Origin of the sequence: Nocardioides sp. GY 10113, from assembly GCF_004919105.1 — a bacterium.
Lineage (GTDB): Bacteria > Actinomycetota > Actinomycetes > Propionibacteriales > Nocardioidaceae > Nocardioides.
This window is the reverse complement of record NZ_STGK01000017.1, coordinates 14,322-34,262: the sequence shown is the minus strand read 5'-3', so window position 1 is coordinate 34,262 and position 19,941 is coordinate 14,322. Positions and strand designations below refer to the sequence as shown.

Below are 19,941 nucleotides of genomic sequence, written 5' to 3'. Positions count from 1 at the left end.
GGTCGCCCGACTCGCGGGTTGTGTCACGGACGGGCGGCGACGCGGTCAACCACCCGAACTCGGCGCGCCACAACCCCCGACTCGGCGCGCCACAACCCCCCACTCGCGGTCAGGGGTGGCGGCGGGTGATCACCGCGTTGGCAATCCCCGCCACGGCGACCAGCAGCGCGGCGACGGCCGGCAGGAGCATCGCGGCGTGGCTCCCCCAGTGCTCGGCCACCTGGCCGGCGATCGCCGACGCGAAGGCCTGGCCGACGATGATCGCGGACCCGAGCATGGTCATCACGGTGGCCGAGCGGCCGACCGGGCTGCGCCGGGCGCCGAGGCTGTACTGGGTGACCAGGGTCGGGCCGATGCCGATGCCAGCCACGACCAGCATCACGCTGATCGCGCCGACCGAGGATGCGGTCGGCAGCAGAGCCGCGCCGAGCAGCAGGGCGACGGAGAAGACGACCCAGCGCGCCGCGAGACCGAACCGGGCCGGGAAGAAGCCGACGGCCAGCGCCAGCACGGCCGAGCCGACGCCCATCGCGCCGTAGACCAGCCCGGCCTGGTCGCCGTGGCCCGCCTCGTCCATGAACGCGGTCAGCGCGGTCAGGGTGGCGCCGAAGAAGAGGCCGACAGCGCCGATGCCCAGCACGACCACCAGCAGCGCCGGCCGGAACAGCTCGGCGACCGGGGCCGCGACCTCGGCCCCTTCGGCGTCGGCGTGTCCCCCGTCCGCCCGACCGGTGGGGTGCAGCGCGAACGCGGTCACGAAGACGGCGGTCAGCAACGCGGCGCCGAGCACGGGGGCCGACGGCCCGAACCAGGTGGCGAGTACGCCGACCAGGACCGGTCCGATGATGAAGACCAGCTCGTCGGCGGCCGACTCGTACCCCATGGTCGAGTGGAAGGAGCGGTCGCGACGGGTCGGGTCGACCCGGCGCCCGATCAGGGCGACCAGCCGCGAGCGCGACATCGGCGCGACCTGCGGTGCGCTGGCGCCGATCAGGAACGCCACGGCCAGCACCGCCGCGTTCGGCAGCGGGCTGTAGACGACCCAGGCCATCAGGGCCAGTGCGAAGGTGCTGACCAGGCTGGCGCCGACGAGCACGCGGCGCTGTCCGAACCGGTCGGCGGCGGCGCCGAGCAACGGACCGACGAGCGCGGTGCCGATGCCGACCATCGCGGAGTTGAGGCCGCCGAGCGCCAGGGAATCGCGCGCGGAGACCACCAGGGTGAGCACCCCGACGACCATCATCGCGTAGGGAAGCCGGGCCGCCAGCGCCACCGGGAAGTACGTCGGGCCGCTGGCCTCGAGCACGCTGCCGGCATGCCGGGTCGCCGGTGAGCGGTCGATCGTCGCGCTGGGCGCGCTGCGCAGCAGTTCCTGTGTCATCACGGACCTCGGGGGGGGCTTGGAGGGCGGTACGTGCCGCCTTGGCCCGCTCCCGGACTAGGTGATGCACATCAGTGCGGCCGGCGCAGAGCTGCCGACCTGCCCACGATACCGGTGGGCAGCCACATTCCCGTCATCGACGGCGGCGCTCAGGCCTCCGGCACCCGGGCCAGGTCCTCCAACCACGCGTCCGGGCGGGCATCCGACGGCATCCGCCAGTCCCCGCGCGGCGACATGGTGCCGCCGGCGACCACCTTCGGGCCGTTGGGCAGCGCCGAGCGCTTGAACTGGTTGGCGAAGAACCGACGGACGAAGACGTCGAGCCACTTCCGGATCACCGGGAGGTCGTAGGCGTTGCGGGACTCCGCCGGGAACCCGGGCGGCCACTCGCCGGCGGCCGCGTCCCGCCAGGCGTGCCACGCGAGGAACGCGATCTTGCTGGGCCGGGTGCCCCGGCGCAGCACGTGGTAGAGCGTGAAGTCCTGGAGCGCGTAGGGGCCGACGTAGTCCTCGGTCGCCTGCGGCCGCTCGCCGGCCGCGGTCGGGATCAGCTCCGGGGTGATCTCCTGGTCGAGGATGTCCTGGAGGACGAGGTCGGTCTCCTCGTCGTACGCGCCGCCGTGCAGCTGGTCGGTGTCGATCACCCAGCGGATCAGGTGCTGGATCAGCGTCTTCGGCACGCCGGCGTTGACGTTGTAGTGCGACATCTGGTCGCCGACGCCGTAGGTGCACCAGCCGAGCGCCAGCTCGGAGAGGTCACCGGTGCCGAGCACGATCCCGCCGCGGTGGTTGGCCAGCCGGAACAGGTAGTCGGTGCGCAGGCCGGCCTGGACGTTCTCGAAGGTGATGTCGTAGACCGGCTCACCGCCGACGAACGGATGGTCGAGGTCGTGCAGCATCTGGGTGGCGGCGGGCTTGATGTCGAGCTCTGCGAAGGTGCAGCCGAGCGCGGTGGCCAGGCGGGTGGCGTAGGACTTGGTGGCCTCGCCGGTGGCGAAGCCGGGCATCGTGAAGGCGTGGATGTCGCTGCGCGGGCGGCCCAGCCGGTCCATCGCCTTGGCGGCGACGATCAGCGCGTGGGTGGAGTCGAGCCCGCCGGAGACGCCGATCACGATCTTGGGCTGGAAGGTCTCGGTGCCGATCGCCATCAGCCGCTGCTCCAGGCCGGACACCTGGATGTTGTAGGCCTCGTAGCAGTCCTGGGCGAGCCGCTCGGCGTCGTCGGGGACGAACGGGTAGCGGTCCACCTTGCGGCGCAGCCCGATGTCGCCGGTCGGCGGCTCGAGCTCGAACCCGACCGTCCGGAACTCCGGTACGCCGGCCGAGCGCGCGTTGTCGTCGAAGGTTCCCTGCCGGAGCCGCTCCTGACGCAGGCGGTCGAGGTCGACGTCGACCACGGTGCGCCGCGGTCCCTCGGGGAAGCGCTCGCTCTCGCCGAGCAGGTCGCCGCACTCGTAGACCATCGTCTGCCCGTCCCACGACAGGTCGGTGCTCGACTCCCCCAGGCCGGCCGCGGCGTAGACGTAGGCGGCGTTGCAGCGGGCGCTCGCGCTGCGCGCCAGCAGGTGCCGGTCCTCGGCGCGGGCGATCGTGATCGGGCTGCCCGAGACGTTGGCCAGCACCGTGGCGCCGGCCAGCGCCGCGTGGGAGCTCGGCGGCACCGGCACCCACATGTCCTCGCAGACCTCGACGTGCAGCCGCAGCCCGGGCACGTCGGTCGCGGCGAAGATCAGGTCCGGGCCCAGCGGCACGGTCTCCCCACCGACCTCGATCGACTCGCCGTGCAGGTCGGCGCCGGCGCCGAACCAGCGCCGCTCGTAGAACTCGCGGTAGGTCGGCAGGTAGGACTTCGGCGCGACGCCGAGCACCCGGCCGCCCTGGATCACCACGGCGCAGTTCAGCACCCGGTTGCGGTGCTCCAGCGGGGCGCCGACGACGAGTACCGGCAGCAGCTCGGCGGAGGCGACGACCAGCTCGGTGAGCGCCTCGGCGACCGCCCCCAGCAGCGTCTCCTGCAGGAACAGGTCGTCGGCGGCGTACCCGCTCAGGCACAGCTCGGGGAAGACCGCTACCGCGACGCCCTCCTCGTGGCAGCCGCGCGCCTGCTCCAGCACGCGTGCGGCGTTGGTCGCGGGGTCGGCGAGCGCCACCGGGAGGGTGACGGCCGCGACGCGGGCGAAGCCGTGGGCGTAGGAGGAGTAGAAGTCCACGCGGTGAGTCTAGGGAGGCTGGTGGGACTCCCCGCGATGAATCCCATCCCGTCGGCGGGTCGACACGGACATGAGCGCCGAGAGCACGCACCCCACGAGCACCCCCACCAGCAGGCCCGCCGCCAGCCCCGCCGGCGACTCCTCCCCCGCGATCCGGGGCACCAGGGTCCAGCCGTGCCTGTGGTTCGACGACCAGCTGGAGGAGGCCGCCCGCTTCTACACCGGCATCTTCCCCCGCTCCTCGATCGGCCACCTGGCCCGCCGGCCCGCCACCGACGGCGGGCCCGGCGCGGTGTACGCGGGCGAGTTCGTCCTCGACGGCCTCGCCTTCCGCGGCATCAACGGCGGCCCTCAGCACTTCTCGTTCTCCGAGGCGATCTCGTTCTCGATCGACTGCGGCGACCAGTCCGAGGTCGACTACTACTGGGACTCGCTCGTCGACGGCGGCGAGGAGTCGATGTGCGGCTGGCTCAAGGACCGCTACGGCATCTCCTGGCAGGTGGTCCCCACCCGGCTCTACGAGCTGGTCTCCGACCCGGACCCCGGGCGGGCGCAGGCCGCGATGCAGGCGATGCTGCAGATGCGGCGGATCGTGGTCGCCGACCTGGAGGCCGCCGCCGACGCGGCCGCGCCGACCACGGGGTGACGGAGCCGGGGTGACGGAGCCCGGGTGACGGAGCCCGGGTGACGGAGGCCACAGCACCCGGACCTCGGCCCCGCCACCGGACCGGACTAGCCTCATTGTGTTCCTGACATGTCCGTGGACTCCCCTGGCGGAGCCGCGAGACCGGATGAAACGGAGCTCGACGATGAGCACTTCCACCCCGGCCACCCCTGCCGCCCCCGCGGAGGAGACCGCGCCCTACGGCGGAGCGACGGCCAGCAGCCCGTCCGCCAGCAAGCCCGTCAAGCGGATCCGGACCCAGCACCTGCGCGAGATGAAGCAGCGCGGCGAACGGTTCTCGATGCTGACCAGCTACGACCAGCTGACCGCGCAGATCTTCGACGAGGCCGGGATCGAGGTGCTGCTGGTCGGCGACAGCGCCTCCAACAACGTCCTCGGCAACGCCACCTCGCTGCCGATCACGGTCGACGAGCTGATCCCGCTGACCCGTGCGGTCTCCGGCAGCGTCAGCCGCGCGCTGGTCGTCGGCGACCTTCCGTTCGGCTCGTACCAGGCCTCCCCGGAGCAGGGCTACCTGACCGCCGTACGGTTCATGAAGGAGGGCGGCGCGCACTGCGTGAAGCTCGAGGGCGGCGTGGAGATGACGCCGCAGATCGAGCGGATGACCCGCGGCGGCATCCCGGTGATGGCCCACATCGGCTTCACCCCGCAGTCCGAGCACGCGCTCGGCGGCTACCGGGTCCAGGGCCGCGGCGAGACCGCCGACCGGATCCTCCGCGACGCCCACGCCGTCCAGGACGCCGGCGCGTTCGCCGTGGTGATGGAGATGGTCCCCGGCGACGTGGCCGCGAAGGTCACCGCCGAGCTCGACATCCCCACCATCGGCATCGGCGCCGGCAACCAGTGCGACGGGCAGGTGCTGGTCTGGCAGGACGCCTTCGGGCTGCGGTCCGGGCGACTGCCCCGCTTCGTCAAGCAGTACGCCGACCTGCGCTCGGTGCTGCTCGACGGGGCCCGCGCCTACGACGCCGAGGTGAAGTCGGGCGCGTTCCCGGGCGAGGAGCACACCTTCTGAGTCGCCTGCCGCCGTACCGTGGCGGCATGCGCCCCACCGCCGCACTCCGCGCCGCGATCGTCGTCGCCCTGGCCGCCACCGTGCTCTCGACCGCCCGGGGCGCCCAGGGCGCACCGGTCCCGCCCACGCCCCGACCATCCGAGCGCGCGGTACCGGCGCTGGAGGTCACCGTCGTCGCCGATGACCTGGACATCCCCTGGGACGTCCGCCCGATCGGCGGCGGCCGCCTGCTCGTCACCGAGCGGGGCGGGGAGCTGCTGCTCCTGAAGGACGGGACGCGGACGACCGTGGACCTGGTCGGCGCGCGCATCTGGAGCTCCGGCGAGACCGGCCTGATGGGACTGGCGGTGGACCCGAGGTTCACGAAGAACCGCCGCTTCTACACCTGCTCGGGGTGGCAGAGCCGCAGCGGCGCCCACGACATCCGGGTGATCCGCTGGCGGCTCGCCGACGATCGGGCCAGCGCGCGGCGGCAGCAGACTCTGCTCACGGGCCTGCCCACCACGACCGGACGGCACGGCGGCTGCCGGCTGCTGATCGCCCGCAACGGGGCGTTGCTCGTCGGCACCGGCGACGCCGCGACCACCGCCGCCCCGCAGACCCTGCGCAACCTGGGCGGCAAGACCCTCCGCCTGGACCGGCGCACCGGCGAGGCCTGGCCCGAGAACCCGTGGTCGCGCGCGTCCGGGCCTCGGCGCTACGTCTTCACCTACGGCCACCGCAACGTGCAGGGCCTCGCCCAGCGGGCGGACGGGACGCTGTGGTCGGTCGAGCACGGCACCTACCGCGACGACGAGGTCAACCGGCTCGGGGCGGGTCGCAACTACGGCTGGCAGCCCGGCCCCGGCTACGACGAGAGCCCGCCGATGACGGACCACTCGCTGCCCGGCCGCCAGTGGGACGCGCGGTGGTCCTCCGGCGAGCCCACGATCGCCACGTCCGGTGGCGCGTTCCTGCCCACCCGCGGCTGGGGCCGGCTCTCCGGCGCGCTCGCGGTCGCCGCCCTGCGCGGCGAGCACCTCCGCTTCCTCACCTTCGACAAGAGGGGCCGACTCGTCCGCGAGCGGGTCCGCCTGCGCGGGGAGTACGGCCGGCTCCGGGCGGTGACGGTCGCCCCCAACGGGACCCTGCTGGTCACCACGAGCAACGGCGCCGGGGCCGACCAGCTGCTCCGGGTCCGCCCCGTCCGCTGAGGCGCGCCCCGGTCCCGGGTCGGGTCAGGCCAGGCCCCGCCGCTCCAGCAGCGGCTCGATCGGCGCGGGCCGACCGCGCCACGCGCGGTAGGACTCCAAGGGGTCCATCGTGCCGCCGATGCCGATCACGTGGCGGCGATACGCCTCGCCGTTCTCCCGGGTGGGGCCACCGCTCTCCTTGAACCAGGCGACGGTGTCGGCGTCGAGCACCTCGCTCCAGACGTAGGAGTAGTACGCCGACGCGTAGCCGCTGGAGAAGGCGTGCGCGAAGTACGGCGTGGAGTAGCGCGGCGGGACCGCCCGGAGGTCGAGCCCGACCGCGGACAGCGCCCGCGCCTCGAACGCGGCCACCTCCTCGGGGTCGGTCGGCACCTCGTCGGGCCCCAGCTCGTGCCAGGCCAGGTCGAGCAGCGCGGCGGCCAGGTACTCGCTGGTGGCATAGCCCTCGTTGAACGTGGCCGACGCCTCCAGCCGTTCGATCACCCCCGCCGGGATCGGCTCGTGGGTCTCGTGGTGCACCGCGTACTCGGCCAGCACCGAGGGCCACAGCATCCACATCTCGTTGACCTGGGAGGGGTACTCGACGAAGTCGCGGAAGACGTTGGTCCCCGACAGCTTCGGGTAGGTCGCCCGGCCGAGCAGGCCGTGCAGGGCGTGGCCGAACTCGTGGAACAGGGTCGTGGTCTCGTCGAAGGTCAGCAGCGTCGCCTCCCCCGGCGCGGGCTGCGGCACGTTGAGGTTGTTGAACACCACGGCGGTGGCGGTCCCCAACAGCGCCGAGGCGTCGACGAAGCTGCTCATCCAGGCACCGCCGCGCTTGGAGTCGCGGGTGTAGAGGTCCAGCAGGTAGAGCCCGACCGGGGTGCCGTCCTCCTCGGCCACCTCGAAGACCCGCACGCCCGGGTGGTAGCCGTCCAGGTCGTCGCGCTCGGTGAAGGTCAGCCCGAAGAGCAGGTGCGCGGCACGGAAGACGCCGTCGCGCAGCACCCGCTCCGCCTCGAACCAGGGGCGCAGGGCGGCCAGGTCGACGTCGTACTGGCTGGCGCGGACCTGCTCGGCGTAGAACGGCCAGTCCCACGCCTCGACCTCGAACCCGGCCTCGGCCGACAGCGCCGCGTGCTCGGCGCGGGCGTTGCGGGCGGCGGGTGCGGCGAGTCGCTCGAGCATCGCCCGTACGGCGGCGGGCGTGCCGGCGGTGTTGTCGGCGGTGACGGCGGCGGCGTGGGTCTCGAAGCCGAGCAGGCGGGCCCGCTCCGCACGCAGCCGCAGGATCTCCAGCGCGGTGGCGCGGGTGTCGTGCTCACCGCCGCGGCTGCCGCGCGCCCGCTGGGCGTCGTACAGCCTCCTGCGGACCTCACGGTTCGTCAGCGAGGCCAGGTGCGGGTGGGCGGTCGGCAGCACCAGCGTAAGCAGGTAGGCGTCGTGGAGTCCGCGGGCCTCGGCCGCGGCCTTCGCGGCGGAGATCTCCCCGGCGGTCAGGCCGTCCAGGTCGGCAACGTCCTCCACCACCACGGCCAGGTCGTTCGCGTCGGCCTGCAGCGCCAGCTCGAAGGCGGTCTCGGCCTGGGAGATCCGGCCGTTCAGCTCGGTCAGCCGTGCCTTGTCGGCGGCGTCGAGCCCGGCCCCGGCGAGCGTGAGCTCGGTGACGTAGCGCTCCACCAGGTAGCGCTCCTCGGGGCCCAGGGCATGGCGGTCGGCGTGCACCGCCTGTAGCCGGGCGAAGAGCGCGGCGTCCAGCAGGATCGCGTCGCCGTGCGCGGCGAGCCGCGGCGCCAGCTCGGCGCGGATCGCGTCGATCCGGTCGTTGGAGTCGGCGCTGGCCTTGTTGAAGAAGACGCTGAGCGCGCGGTGGAGCCCTACGCCGCTGAGCTCCAACGGGACCAGGGTGTTCGCGAACGTCGCCGGTGCCGGATCGGCCGTGATCGCCGCGATCGCCGCCAGCTGGTCGGCCATCCCCTCCTCGATCGCCGGCGCGTAGTCCTCGTCGGAGATCTCCGCGAAGTGCGGCAGCTGGTACGGCAGGTCGCTGGCCCGCAGCAGGAAGTGCGTCACGGGCTCACCCTAGGTCGTCGCGCGAAGACCGGGGTGAGAGGATTCCGCGCGTGGCTGAGCTGACCTTCCGGACCGGGACGATGGACGCCGGCAAGTCGACCCTGGCGCTGCAGACCAACCACAACCACGCGGCGCGTGGCCGGATCGGGCGGCTCTTCACCTCGCACGACCGCGCCGGCGCGGCGCTGGTCTCCTCCCGGCTCGGACTCACCGCGGAGGCGCACGAGGTCGCCGACGACTTCGACTTCTGGCGCTACACCGTCACCGCGCTCACCCAGGGCGCGCGGATCGACTACCTGATCTGCGACGAGGCCCAGTTCTACACCGCGGCGCAGATCGACCAGCTGGCCAAGGTCGTCGACGAGCTGCAGATCGACGTCTTCTGCTTCGGCATCCTCACCGACTTCCGGACCCGGCTCTTCCCCGGCTCCGCCCGTCTGGTCGAGCTGGCGGACCGCACCGAGGTGCTCCAGGTCGAGGCGCTGTGCTGGTGCGGCAAGCGCGCGACCCACAACGCCCGGACCGAGGACGGCGTGATGGTGACCGAGGGCGAGGTGATCGTGGTCGGCGACGTGGAGTCCGCCGAGGCCGAGGCGGCTGCTGCGGCCGGCGCAGCGGGCACGGCCGGCACGGCCGGTGCGCCGCCGGCGGACCCCACCCACGAGGTGGAGGTGGCCTACGAGGTGCTCTGCCGCCAGCACCACCGCCGGGGCCTCACCGCCGCGCGCGCCCGCGCCGTCAGCCTCTCCCCCGAGCCGCTCCCCTTCACCGGCTAGCCGCCGCGGTGGCTTCGAGGCTCGCTGCGCTCGCGCCTCAACCACCGACACCGGCTCGCCAACCCCAGGCCTCACGGCTGCGATCGCGGGGAACGTGAAGCAAGCGCTCCGGAGGGCGCGACGAAGGAGCAACCGGAGGGCGCGAGCGAGCTTCTCCGCGATGCGGCCGCGGCAAGCCGCCAGGACACGGCAACCACCGCGGCGCCCGACTGCGCGCGCGGCAGCGTGGCCGAGCGAAGCGAGAGACACGCTCGCGCCATCGAACTCAGTCCACCAGGACCGGGATCTCCATCTCCTCGGGCGTCAGCGACCCGTGCATGCCCACCAGCCGCGACTCGTAGGGGAACCCGTCGGTGGACAGGATCGCGTGGTCGTCGCGAGAGGCGACCACCACGTCGCCGAGCCTCGGGGCCACTGCCGGGTCGACGGGGCCGAACCAGCCCCGCGCCACGGCCTCGGCCCGGGACAGCACCTCGGCCCGGTCGCCCAGCCGCTCGCGCCAGGTGGCCAGCACGTCGGGCACCGCGCCGCCGACGCAGTACAGGTGGCGGAACCGCGCCTCGCCGCCGACCAGGGCGACGCCGGAGCGCAGGTCGTCCTCCTCGCTGACGTCGATGCGGCGGTGCGCCGGTACGTCGACCATCCCGTGGTCGGCGACCACCAGCAGCCGCCGGTCCGGCGGCAGCGCGTCGCGCAGCTGCTCGGCCTCGTGGTCGATCATCGCCAGCTGCTGGAGCCACTCGGTGGAGGCCACGCCCCACCGGTGACCGGTCCAGTCGAGGTCGCCGTCGTACACGTAGGTCAGCGAGGGCCGCGCCGCGGAGGCCGCGACCACGGCGGCGATCCGCTCGCCGACCCGGTCCACGCCCACGTAGTCGGCACCGCGGTGGGCGGCCACGGTCAGGCCGCTGCCGTCGAACTCGCGCTTGTTCACCACGCTCACCTGGACGCCCGCGTTCTGCAGGCTGGTGAAGGTGGTCTGGTGCGGCTGCCACTGGACCGGGTCGACGTCGGCGTCCCACACCAGCGCGTTGAGCAGCTGGTCGGTGCCGGGCACCCGGGTGGTGAAGCCGACCAGGCCGTGCCCACCCGGCGGCAGGCCGGTGCCGAGCGAGGTCAGGCTGGTCGACGTCGTCGACGGCACGCCCGCCGTCGCGGGGGCCGAGCCGACCAGGAGCGAGGAGAGGTACGGCGCAGCGGCGGCGTAGCGCTGCAGCAGCCGGGCGCCCAGGCCGTCGATGAGGAAGACCACGTAGGAGGCGGCGTCGGGGAGCACGAGGCCCGACGGCCTGTGCGCCAACGGGCTGCCCAGCGCGGCCGCCACCGCGGGGACCACGTCGCTGAGCGAGCGCTCGCCGTAGGCGGGCGGGCAGAAGTCGCCCACCACCGCGTCCGGGGCGCCGACCGGGCCGGTCACCGGGCCGGTCACCGGCCGCCGCGCGTGCGCGCAGAGAGGGTGGCCGCGAAGCTGAGCAGGCCGCCGACCGCGTCCTTGCCGTCGGCCGCCGCGGAGACCCGCAGCGAGAAGTCGTCGGAGGCCAGCACACCGGTGTACCCGTGGTCGGCGTCGCACTGCGGGTCGTTGCAGGAGGCCGGCTCGAGGTCGACCCGGCTCACCCCACCCCAGCCGATGGTGAGCACGGCCTCGGCCGGGGGCCGCGGGCCCGACGTCGGCTCGGTGACCATCCGGGTGACCACGACCGAGCTCACCGAGGAGAGCGAGACCGCCTCGGTGGAGGTGGAGGTGTAGGGCTCGGGCAGCAGGTCGTCGCCGGTGTGCTCGTCGGTGTGGCAGAGGATCAGCCGGCTCGGGGTGAGCACGATGACGCTCTGGTGGCGGCGTACCTCGTCCCGCTCGAAGGTCGGCTCGTGGTGGACGTAGTAGGACAGCACGTCCTCGCCGCCGACCGCGTCGCTGACCGCGGAGGCGACGACCTCCGGGTAGTAGCCCGTGCGGTCGATCGCGGTACGCAGCTCGGCCGCGCGATCGGCCTGGGGGGCGGAGCGGGTGGGTTCCTGCATGCTGCGCATCCTCCCACGTCGCTCGGATCGCCTCCCGGCACCCCACGACCTCATCGCGGACCACCGCCTCGCGGTCCGAGGTCCCGTCCCGCGTCCCGTCCGGATCCGCCGTACGGCGGCGCGCCGGCGGGCCGTCCTGCCGTCACTCCGGGATGGTCGTGATCAGGTCGGGCATCCGGCGCACGAACGAGTCGGGACGCGGGTCCTTGACCAGGGCCACCCGCGCCGCGGCGGTGAGCACGTTGGCGCCGTCGGCGCCGGCCAGCACCAGCGGCAGCTCCAGCGAGCTGAGCTCGGGCAGCTCGTTCTGCAGCGCCGCGACCTTCGCGATCAGCTGCTCGATCGCGGCGACGTCGACCTGCTCGGTGCCGCGGTAGCCGAAGAGCAGCGGCGAGCTCTTCACCTCGCGCACCATCGCGGAGATGGTCTGGGCGTCGAGCGGCGGGATCCGGTACGAGCGGTCCCCGAGCAGGTCGATCACCGGTCCGGAGATGCCGAACGAGACCACCGGCCCGAAGAGCGGGTCCTCGGTGGAGCGGATCGCGATCGGCACCCCGGGCGGCGCGTTCTTCTGCAGCACGAACGCCGCACGCTCGGGGTCGGTGACGACCCGGTTCAGGGTCTCCCAGGCCTCCGCCAGGTCGTAGGCGGAGCCAATGTTGCGCCACACGTGCGCCTGGTCGGGGCGCTCGCGCACCGACGCGCGGGTGGACTTGAGCACGAGGTCCCAGCCGATCTCCTCGGCGACCGCCGTCGCCTCCTCCAGGCTGGCCACCGGGTAGACCGGCCACACGTCGATGCCGAAGGCGCCGAGCAGGTCGCGCACCTGGGTCTGGTCGAGCTCGACGCCCTCCTCGGCGCGCCCCGGACCGGCCTGCGTCAGCGCCCGGGAGACCAGCTTCTTGGCGCGGCGCTCGTCGATCTCGCCGAGGTCGGCCGGCGCGCCGTCGGGCGTCTTCAGCCACACGGCGTACTCGACCACACGGGCCAGGGCGCGCACGGCGCCCTCCACGGCCGGGTACGACGGCACGGAGCCGCGACCGGCCGAGGAGCCGGCGACGTCGGGCACCCGGAGCAGCTCGGGCACACCCTCGGCGCCGAGGAAGCTGGAGACCAACGGCTTGTCCGACTGCTCCCCCACGGCGGCGAGCACGTTCGCCACCTCCTCGCCCGAGACGTCCAGGGGCGGCAGGTAGACCGCGATCACCGAGTCCACGTCGGGGTCGTCGATGGCGTCGTCGAGGGCGTCCTCGAAGTCCTCCGCGGTGGCGTCGGGGCGCAGCGCGACCGACCGGTTGACCACCAGCCCGACGCCGGAGGCGGCGTCGGCGGCCAGCAGCCCGATCGCGTCGGAGTTGCCGACGATCGCGACCCGGCGTCCGCGCGGCAGCGGCTGGTGGGCGAGCAGCTGCGCGACGTCGAACATCTCGTCCAGGGTGTCGACCTGGATCACGCCGGCCTGCCGGAACATGGCGTCGACGGCGGCCTGCGGGGCGCCGATCCGGCGGACCGTGTGGCCCATCGGCACGCCCTGGGTGGTGCGCCCCGAGCGGACCGCGACGATCGGCTTGCGCTGGGAGACCCGGCGCGCGATCCGGGAGAACTTGCGCGGGTTGCCGATGGACTCCAGGTACATCATGACGACCTCGGTGGCGTCGTCCTCCTCCCAGTACTGGAGCAGGTCGTTGCCGGAGACGTCGGCGCGGTTGCCGGCGCTGACGAAGGTGGACAGACCCAGGCCCCGGTTGCGGACCTTCTCCAGGATCGCGGTGCCCAGCGCACCGGACTGGCAGAAGAAGCCCGCGCGGCCGCGGCTCGGCATCACCGAGGAGAGCGAGGCGTTGACCTGCACGCCGGGGTCGGTGTTGATCACGCCCAGGCAGTTGGGGCCGATCAGCCGCAGCCCGTAGGAACGGCACAGGCCGGCGAGGTGGCGCTGCCGGCGGCGGCCCTCCTCGCCGGTCTCGGCGAAGCCGGAGGAGATCACGATCAGCCCGTGCACGCCCTTCGCGGCGCAGTCGAGCACGACGTCGGTCACCGCGTCGGCCGGGACCGCGACGATCGCGACGTCGACGTCGTCGGCGATGTCGTTGACGGTCTTGTACGCCGGCATGCCGGAGACCGCGTTGGCGCTCGGGTTGACCACGTAGACGCGGCCGGTGAAGTCGCCGGTGACCAGGTTGCGCACCAGCACCTGGCCGACGGTCTCCTGGCGGCGGCTGGCGCCGATGATCGCCACCGAGCGCGGGTGGAAGAACCGGTGGATCGAGGCCGACTCGGCGAGGTGCTCGCGGTTGTGCATCACCCCGATCGCGGTGTCGGTCGGGTCGATCGGGAACTCCAGCGTGATCACGCCGTCGTGGTAGCCGCTGACCACCTTGTAGCCGGCGTCGCGGAAGGTCTGGATCATCCGGGTGTTGTCGGGCAGCACCTCGGCGGTGAACCGCTCCAGGCCCCGCTCGCGGCCCGCCTGCGCGAGGTGCTCCAGCAGCAGCTGGGCGATGCCGCGGCCCTGGTGCTGGTCCTCGACCAGGAAGGCGACCTCGGCCTCGTGGTTCTCGATCGTGTCGTAGCGCCCGACCGCGATCATCCGGCCCTGGAGCATCACCACCAGGGCGACGCGGTCGCGGTAGTCGACGTGCGTGAACCGCCGTACGTCGGCCGGCGAGAGCGTCGGCATCGGAGAGAAGAACCGGTAGTACTTCGACTCGTCGGAGACCCGGGCGTAGAACTCGGTCATCAGCGGGCCGTCGTCGGCCCGGATCGGCCGGATGTGCGCGGTCCGCCCGTCGCGGAGCAGGACGTCGCCCTCCCAGTGGGCCGGCGGCGCCTCGACCTCCGGCGCGATCTGCGGCTCGATCTTCACCGGGTCCATCGTCGCCGGGTCGGGCTGCTCCTGGGGGCTCACACCCGAAATCTACCGGGCCGCGCGGCCGGGTCCAGGCGAACGACACCGCTACGGACGGCCCGGGGCGCGCCGGGCGGCGCTCCGCGGAGACCCGGGGACACGCCACGGCGCGCCCTCCGCGCCGTCACCGGGGGCGGCCAGGGAGAATGAGGCCCATGGCACGGCGCAGCAAGCAGGACCCGCTCCCGGAGGATTTCGAGGAGCACATCCTCGACACCGACATCCGCGACGAGATGCAGTCGTCGTTCCTCGAGTACGCCTACTCGGTGATCTACTCCCGGGCGCTGCCCGACGCCCGTGACGGCCTCAAGCCGGTGCAGCGCCGGATCCTCTACACGATGAGCGACATGAGCCTGCGGCCCGACCGCGGCCACGTGAAGAGCGCCCGCGTCGTCGGTGAGGTGATGGGCCGCCTGCACCCGCACGGCGACTCCGCGATCTACGACGCGCTGGTCCGGATGGCCCAGCCGTGGTCGATGCGACTCCCGTTCATCGACGGCCACGGCAACTTCGGCTCCCCCGACGACCCGCCCGCGGCGATGCGTTACACCGAGTGCCGGATGGCGCCGCCCGCGATGGCGATGACCGCGTCGATCGACGAGGACACCGTCGACTTCCGGCCGAACTACGACAGCCGCGAGTTCGAGCCGAGCGTGCTGCCGGCGGCGATCCCCAACCTGGTCGTCAACGGCACCACCGGCATCGCGGTGGGCATGGCCACCAACATGGCCCCGCACAACCTGGTCGAGGTGGTGCAGGCGCTGCGCCACCTGATCCAGCACCCGAAGACCGACGTCGACGGGCTGATGCGCTTCATCCCCGGCCCCGACCTGCCCACCGGCGGCAAGATCGTCGGCCTGGACGGCATCCGCGACGCGTACGAGACCGGGCGCGGCACCTTCAAGATGCGTGCCACCGCGCGCGTCGAGACCTTCGGCCGCCGCAAGGGCATCGTGGTCACCGAGCTGCCCTACGGCGTGGGCACCGAGAAGGTCGTGGAGCGGATCAAGGTCCTGGTCCAGGGCAAGAAGCTGCAGGGCATCGCCGACATCAAGGACCTCACCGACCGCGACCACGGCCTGCGCCTGGTGATCGAGGTCAAGAACGGCTTCGTGCCCGAGGCGGTCCTCGAGCAGCTGTACAAGATGACGCCGCTGGAGGACTCCTTCGGCATCAACAACGTCGCCCTGGTCGACGGCCAGCCGCGCACCCTCGGCCTCAAGCAGATGCTGGAGGTCTTCCTCCAGCACCGCTACGACGTGGTCCGCCGGCGCAGCCAGTTCCGGCGCAACAAGAAGGCCGAGCGCCTGCACCTGGTCGACGGCCTGCTGATCGCGCTGCTCGACATCGACGAGGTCATCCAGGTGATCCGGACCAGCGACGACTCCGGCGCCGCGAAGGAGCGCCTGATCAGCGTCTTCGACCTCTCCCAGGCCCAGGCGGAGTACATCCTCGAGATGCAGCTGCGCCGACTCACCCGGTTCTCCCGGATCGAGCTGGAGAAGGAGCAGGAGACGCTGCGCCGCGAGATCGAGGAGCTGGACGCGATCCTCGCCGACGACGCGCTGCTGCGGAAGGTCGTCTCCGACGAGCTCGCCGAGGTCGCCAAGACCTACGGCACCCCGCGACGTACCGTGCTGCTGGAGTCGGCCGGCTCGGCCGCCGTGGCCGCGGCGGCGGCGCCGCTCGAGGTCGCCGACGACCCGTGCTTCGCGCTGCTCTCGGCCACCGGGCTGCTCGCCCGCACCTCCTCCGCGGAGCCGGTGGGCACCGGCGGCGGTCGGGCCAACCACGACGTGGTGCTCTCCGCGGTGGCCACCACGGCGCGCTCCGACATCGGCGTGGTCACCAGCGCCGGTCGGCTGCTGCGACTCGGGGTGCTCGACCTGCCGTCGATCCCGCCCTCGGCCAACGAGCCCAACCTGCAGGGCGGCCTGCCGCTCTCGGAGGTGCTGTCGCTGTCCACCGGCGAGCGCGCGGTCGCGCTCTGCGCGCTGACCCCCGAGGGTCCGGGGCTGGCGATCGGCACCCGCCAGGGCGTGGTCAAGCGGACCAACCCCGAGGTCCTCAACAAGGACGAGTGGGAGGTGATCGGGCTCAAGGACGGCGACGAGGTGGTCGGCGCGGTCCAGCTGCGCACCGGCACCGAGGAGCTGTGCTTCATCACCAGCGACGCCCAGCTGCTCCACTACCCCGCCGACGTGGTGCGGCCCCAGGGGCGCTCCGGCGGCGGCATGGCCGGCATCCGGGTCGCCGACGGGCAACGGGTGGTCTGGTTCGGCGTCCTCGACTCCTCGCTGGTGGAGCAGGGCGCGGTGGTGGTCACCGCGTCGGGCTCCTCGACCGCCCTGCCGGGCACCGAGCCGGGCGCGGTCAAGGTGACCGAGTTCGTCGAGTACCCGGGCAAGGGCCGGGCCACCGGCGGCGTCCGCTGCCACCGGTTCCTCAAGGGCGAGGACGCCCTGATCTTCGCCTGGGCCGGCCCGGCGCCGGCCCGCGCCGGAGCCGCCAGCGGCGCGCCGATCGACCTGCCGCCGGCCACCGGTCGCCGCGACGGGTCCGGTACGCCGGTGAGCCAGCCGATCGCGGCCTGCGCCGGCCCGCTCGTGATGGCGCTGGGCCAGGGCACCGGCGAGGCCGCCGGCGACGCGTCGGGCGACGCGGCAGCCACGACGGGGTCCGAGGCCTGACATGTGTCAGGGTGACCCCATGACGCCGTTGCGCCCCACGCTCCTCGCTGCCTTCCTGCTCACCTCCGCCGCCCTCACCGCCTGCTCCGGCGGTGACGAGGAGGGATCGGCGGAGAAGGTCGACACGCCCGAGCAGGTCCTCCTCCAGGCCAAGGAGCTGCTCGACGGCACCAGCGGCGTGGAGGCGACGCTGAGCACCGACGAGGACCCCGGCACCGACTACCTGTCCGAGGCCCGCGGCACGATCACCGCCGACCCGGCGGCGTTCGAGGGCACCATCGCCGGTCGAGTGCTGGGCTTCCCGGCCACCGACATCTCCGTGGTCTCGGTCGACGGCAGCGTCTGGATCGACGTGCCGTTCAGCGGCTGGACCGACGAGTACTCGCCCCAGGACTTCTGCGGCCCCGACCCGGCGACCCTGCTCGACCCCGACACCGGCGTCTCCGGCGTGCTCACCTCGGCCACCGACCTGTCGGCCGGCGACTCCGAGCGGGCCGAGGACGACCCCTCGGTCGTGATCACGCCCTACACCGGCACCGTCCCCGGGGACGCGATCCGCGAGGTGCTCCCCTGCACCGAGTCCGACGACGTCGAGGCGACCTTCACCATCGACGACGAGGGCTACCTGCGCACCGCCGACATCACGGGCGCCTTCTTCCCCGACTCGGACCCGATCACCTACCGGATCGCGATCGACGCCTACGACGTCACCAAGGACATCCAGGCGCCGAAGTGAGCCGCCGGTGACCGACATGGGAGGCGCGTCCCCGGGGGTGGGCTCGTCGATGGACCGCGCCCTGCTCGCGCTGTGCGCGTTCGCGGTGGCCTTCGCCGCCGTCGACACCTACGTCGTGGTCCTGGCGCTGCCGGACATGATGGCGGCCGCCGGGATCTCGGTCGAGGACCTGCAGCAGGCCGCGCCGATCGTCTCCGGCTTCCTGCTCGGCTACATCGCCACCCTCCCCCTGATCGGGCGCGTCGCCGACCTGCGTGGCCAGGTGCCCGTGCTGCGCATGTCGCTGGCGCTGTTCGCCCTCGGCTCCGCGCTCACCGCCGTCTCCCCCGAGCTGGTCACCATGGTGGTCGGCCGGTTCCTCCAGGGCGTCGGCGGCGGCGGGCTGGTGCCGGCGACCATGTCCCTGGTCGCGGCGCTCTACCCGCCGCACCGCCGCGGGATCCCGCTGGGGCTGGTCTCGGCCGTCCAGGAGTTCGGCAGCGTCCTCGGCCCGCTGTACGGCGCCCTGGTGCTCTCCTTCGGCACCTGGCGCGCCATCTTCGCCCTCAACCTGGCCGTCGGCGTGCTGCTGATCCTCGCGCTGCGCGTGCTCGGCGGCGGTACCCCCACCGCCGGGGCGGCCCCGGTACGGCGCCGACGACCCGACCTGGTCGGGCTGGCGCTGCTGCTGGTCACCCTCGGCGCCGGGCTGATCACGTTCGTCCAGCCGCCCGCGATCAAGCGCGACCTGACCTGGGGCCAGATCTTCATCCCCACCGTCGAGGACGGGTCGCGGTGGACCACGCCGGCCGGCCTGGTCGCCGCGCTCGCCGCCGCGCTGTTCCTGCTCTGGTGCTGGTTCGGTCGCGATCCGCTGGTCGACCTGCGCGGCTGGCTGCGCGTCGGCGTCGAGGCGGACCTGGTCGGCGCACTGCTGCTCGGCGCCGCGCTGGCGGGGGTGGTGCTCGCGTTCGCCACCGCGGACCCCGAGGTCGCCGTCTTCTCGCCGCAGGGGCCGTGGTTCCTGGTCGCCGCGGCCATCGCGGCCGTGGCGTTCGCCGTCCACCTGCGCCGCGCCGCCGCCCCCGTCGTGCCGCGCGGCGCGCTGCGCGCCACCCCGGCCTGGGGCTCGCTGGTCGTCAGCTTCCTGGTCGGCTGGGCACTGATCGCAGCGCTCGTCGACATCCCGCTCTTCGCCCGCACCACCGTCTACCCCGACTCCCAGCTCTCGGCGGCGCTGGTGCTGCTGCGCTTCCTCGCCGCGCTCCCCGTCGGAGCGCTGATCGGCGGCTGGCTGCTCCAGCGGCTGCCCGCGGGCGCGGTCGCCGCGGGCGGGATGCTCGCCGCCTCCGCCGCGTTCCTGGTCATGGCCCGGTGGGACGCCACCAGCCTGGAGTCGTTCGCTGCCAACATCCCCCTGGTGCTCGGCGGTCTCGGCTTCGGACTCGCCCTGGCCCCGGTCAACGCCGCGATGCTGGCCAGCACCACCGACGAGGCCCACGGGCTGGCCTCCGCCCTGGTCGTGGTCGGCCGGATGGTCGGCATGCTGGTCGGCATCTCCGCGCTGACCACCCTCGGCCTGCGCCGGCTCTACGAGGAGCGCGCGGCCCGTCCCGAGCTCAGCCTCACCGAGCTGGGGGTGCTGCAGGAGCAGGCCGTCTTCGCCGGCGCCGCGGTCGCGGCCGCCGCGGCGGCGGTGCTGGCCGTCGTACTGTTCCGGTCGGCGCCGACCCGGGCGGTCCCGGTGACCGAGGCCCTGCGCGCCGGCGGATGACGCGCCGCTACTCTCACCCTCATGGGTGACTTCGACGACCTCCTCGCCGCGAACCAGGACTTCGCCGCGAGCGACTTCAACTTCGGTGGCTTCGACGGCGTCGCGCAGGCCGGCGTCGCGCTGGTGACCTGCATGGACTCCCGCATCGACCCGCTGCGCATGCTCGGCCTCAAGCCGGGTGACGCCAAGATCTTCCGCAACCCCGGCGCCCGCGTCACCGAGGCGGCGCTCGAGGCGATCGTCCTCGGCGTGCACCTGCTGAACGTGGACCGGGTCCTGGTGGTCCCGCACACCCGCTGTGCGGTCGCCTCGAACTCCGAGGAGACGCTGCGCGAGCGCGTGGCGGCCTCGGCCGGGACCGACGCCACCTGGCAGCGGTTCCAGGTGGTGGAGGACCAGGTCGCGACCCTCGGCCTGGACATCCACCGCATCACCAGCCACCCGCTGGTTCCCGACACCGTCAAGGTCGGCGGCTTCATCTACGACGTCGACTCCGGCCTCCTCAACCAGAAGTACTGAG

General features: G+C 73.2%; 14 protein-coding genes. 8 read left to right on the top strand and 6 right to left on the bottom strand.

All coding sequences use genetic code 11. From position 1 onward, the window contains the following. Positions 1–109: 109 nt before the first annotated feature. Both E8D34_RS17590 and E8D34_RS17585 read right to left on the bottom strand, forming a co-directional pair. On the bottom strand, positions 110–1,381 hold the full coding sequence (locus tag E8D34_RS17590) for an MFS transporter (protein ID WP_136595969.1): 1,272 nt from the start codon (positions 1,379–1,381) through the stop codon (positions 110–112). A gap of 149 nt (positions 1,382–1,530) precedes the next feature. Then, on the bottom strand, positions 1,531–3,591 hold the full coding sequence (locus E8D34_RS17585; protein WP_136595968.1) for an NAD(+) synthase: 2,061 nt from the start codon (positions 3,589–3,591) through the stop codon (positions 1,531–1,533). Positions 3,592–3,661: 70 nt separating this feature from the next. Here E8D34_RS17585 and E8D34_RS17580 point away from each other — a divergent pair, with 70 nt between their 5' ends. The 3 genes from E8D34_RS17580 to E8D34_RS17570 all read left to right on the top strand — a co-directional run bounded on the left by E8D34_RS17580 (position 3,662) and on the right by E8D34_RS17570 (position 6,484). After that, entirely contained in the window at positions 3,662–4,237 is a 576-nt protein-coding gene (locus E8D34_RS17580) for a VOC family protein (RefSeq protein ID WP_136595967.1), read from the top strand. Positions 4,238–4,400: 163 nt separating this feature from the next. After that, the gene (gene panB / locus E8D34_RS17575; RefSeq protein ID WP_136595966.1) at positions 4,401–5,291 is read left to right on the top strand and encodes a 3-methyl-2-oxobutanoate hydroxymethyltransferase; all 891 of its coding nucleotides are present in this window, start codon (positions 4,401–4,403) and stop codon (positions 5,289–5,291) included. Between the two features lie 26 nt (positions 5,292–5,317). After that, a complete protein-coding gene (locus E8D34_RS17570) occupies positions 5,318–6,484 on the top strand; it encodes a PQQ-dependent sugar dehydrogenase (protein WP_136595965.1) in 1,167 nt (388 codons plus the stop codon). A 24-nt stretch (positions 6,485–6,508) separates the two neighbouring features. Here the strand turns inward: E8D34_RS17570 and E8D34_RS17565 are convergent, their stop codons facing one another. After that, positions 6,509–8,536, bottom strand: coding sequence for a M3 family metallopeptidase (locus E8D34_RS17565; protein WP_136595964.1), 2,028 nt, complete (start codon positions 8,534–8,536; stop codon positions 6,509–6,511). A gap of 50 nt (positions 8,537–8,586) precedes the next feature. Here E8D34_RS17565 and E8D34_RS17560 point away from each other — a divergent pair, with 50 nt between their 5' ends. Beyond that, complete coding sequence (locus E8D34_RS17560; protein ID WP_136595963.1) at positions 8,587–9,312, top strand: thymidine kinase; 726 nt, start codon at positions 8,587–8,589, stop codon at positions 9,310–9,312. Between the two features lie 265 nt (positions 9,313–9,577). Here E8D34_RS17560 and E8D34_RS17555 read toward each other — a convergent pair whose 3' ends face one another. From E8D34_RS17555 to E8D34_RS17545, 3 genes are all read right to left on the bottom strand, one after another. After that, a complete protein-coding gene (locus E8D34_RS17555; protein WP_240771433.1) occupies positions 9,578–10,741 on the bottom strand; it encodes a nucleotide pyrophosphatase/phosphodiesterase family protein in 1,164 nt (387 codons plus the stop codon). Further along, positions 10,738–11,334, bottom strand: coding sequence for a DUF5998 family protein (locus E8D34_RS17550; RefSeq protein WP_136595962.1), 597 nt, complete (start codon positions 11,332–11,334; stop codon positions 10,738–10,740). The genes E8D34_RS17555 and E8D34_RS17550 overlap by 4 nt, the downstream gene beginning before the upstream one ends. A 142-nt stretch (positions 11,335–11,476) precedes the next feature. Continuing rightward, the gene (locus tag E8D34_RS17545) at positions 11,477–14,242 is read right to left on the bottom strand and encodes a bifunctional GNAT family N-acetyltransferase/acetate--CoA ligase family protein (protein WP_240771432.1); all 2,766 of its coding nucleotides are present in this window, start codon (positions 14,240–14,242) and stop codon (positions 11,477–11,479) included. A 155-nt stretch (positions 14,243–14,397) separates the two neighbouring features. Here E8D34_RS17545 and E8D34_RS17540 point away from each other — a divergent pair, with 155 nt between their 5' ends. The 4 genes from E8D34_RS17540 to E8D34_RS17525 are packed head-to-tail and all read left to right on the top strand — an operon-like array spanning position 14,398 to position 19,940. Beyond that, complete coding sequence (locus tag E8D34_RS17540; RefSeq protein WP_136595961.1) at positions 14,398–16,932, top strand: DNA topoisomerase IV subunit A; 2,535 nt, start codon at positions 14,398–14,400, stop codon at positions 16,930–16,932. Between the two features lie 19 nt (positions 16,933–16,951). Further along, positions 16,952–17,668: an LppX_LprAFG lipoprotein gene (locus E8D34_RS17535; RefSeq protein WP_168929501.1), complete on the top strand. Its 717-nt coding sequence runs from the start codon at positions 16,952–16,954 to the stop codon at positions 17,666–17,668. Positions 17,669–17,684: 16 nt separating this feature from the next. Further along, complete coding sequence (locus E8D34_RS17530; protein WP_136596017.1) at positions 17,685–19,421, top strand: MFS transporter; 1,737 nt, start codon at positions 17,685–17,687, stop codon at positions 19,419–19,421. Positions 19,422–19,442: 21 nt separating this feature from the next. Further along, entirely contained in the window at positions 19,443–19,940 is a 498-nt protein-coding gene (locus E8D34_RS17525) for a carbonic anhydrase (protein ID WP_136595959.1), read from the top strand. Position 19,941: the final 1 nt, after the last annotated feature.

Excerpts from the sequence above, each read along its gene's own strand:
- E8D34_RS17590 (WP_136595969.1), bottom strand. The coding sequence starts at position 1,381 with ATGACACAGGAACTGCTGCGCAGCGCGCCCAGCGCGACGATCGACCGC.
- E8D34_RS17580 (WP_136595967.1), top strand. The coding sequence starts at position 3,662 with ATGAGCGCCGAGAGCACGCACCCCACGAGCACCCCCACCAGCAGGCCC.
- panB (WP_136595966.1), top strand. The coding sequence starts at position 4,401 with ATGAGCACTTCCACCCCGGCCACCCCTGCCGCCCCCGCGGAGGAGACC.
- E8D34_RS17570 (WP_136595965.1), top strand. The coding sequence starts at position 5,318 with ATGCGCCCCACCGCCGCACTCCGCGCCGCGATCGTCGTCGCCCTGGCC.
- E8D34_RS17550 (WP_136595962.1), bottom strand. The coding sequence starts at position 11,334 with ATGCAGGAACCCACCCGCTCCGCCCCCCAGGCCGATCGCGCGGCCGAG.
- E8D34_RS17540 (WP_136595961.1), top strand. The coding sequence starts at position 14,398 with ATGGCACGGCGCAGCAAGCAGGACCCGCTCCCGGAGGATTTCGAGGAG.
- E8D34_RS17535 (WP_168929501.1), top strand. The coding sequence starts at position 16,952 with ATGACGCCGTTGCGCCCCACGCTCCTCGCTGCCTTCCTGCTCACCTCC.
- E8D34_RS17530 (WP_136596017.1), top strand. The coding sequence starts at position 17,685 with ATGGGAGGCGCGTCCCCGGGGGTGGGCTCGTCGATGGACCGCGCCCTG.
- E8D34_RS17525 (WP_136595959.1), top strand. The coding sequence starts at position 19,443 with ATGGGTGACTTCGACGACCTCCTCGCCGCGAACCAGGACTTCGCCGCG.